The sequence below is a fragment of the Acetomicrobium sp. S15 = DSM 107314 genome (assembly GCF_016125955.1).
GTDB lineage: Bacteria > Synergistota > Synergistia > Synergistales > Thermosynergistaceae > Thermosynergistes > Thermosynergistes pyruvativorans.
Window position 1 is genome coordinate 1 of sequence record NZ_JADEVE010000040.1, and the last position, 397, is coordinate 397.

The following is a 397-nucleotide window of genomic DNA, read 5'->3' on the forward strand; positions in this document are numbered from 1 at the left end:
CCGACAAAAGCGACGTCGTCGAGGTTAGGGTAAAAGAATGGGATGGCGATGACCAGGTGATCCTGTGGGAAGACGGTGGTGAAAGGTAATGCCGTGGAAACGCAAGCACCTCATCGATGTGGACGACTGGGAGAGGGAAGCGGAATTTCAAGTCTACGACAGTACTCCAGCTCTCCTCCAAGAGCTCGAGAATGCGCATAAATATCCTCTCGGCCACCATGCGCTCTATGTCGGTGAGGCTCCTCGGCTTGGAGAGCGATTCTCCTTTCTTTTCCATTGCAGAGGCCATCTGAACGCCGAGCGTCACAAACGCTACAAGCAACATCACTGCCACCATACGCTTTTTCATTTGAAACACCTCCATTTAAAACTTTCTAAAGGCACATAGACGTGCTAT

1 pseudogene is annotated in these 397 nt (G+C 50.9%); it reads right to left on the bottom strand.

Features of this window, described 5'->3' with window-relative positions:
* Positions 1 to 349: pseudogene (locus EZM41_RS00690) on the bottom strand (hypothetical protein); the annotation flags it as partial.
* Between the last annotated feature and the right edge of the window lie 48 nt (positions 350 to 397).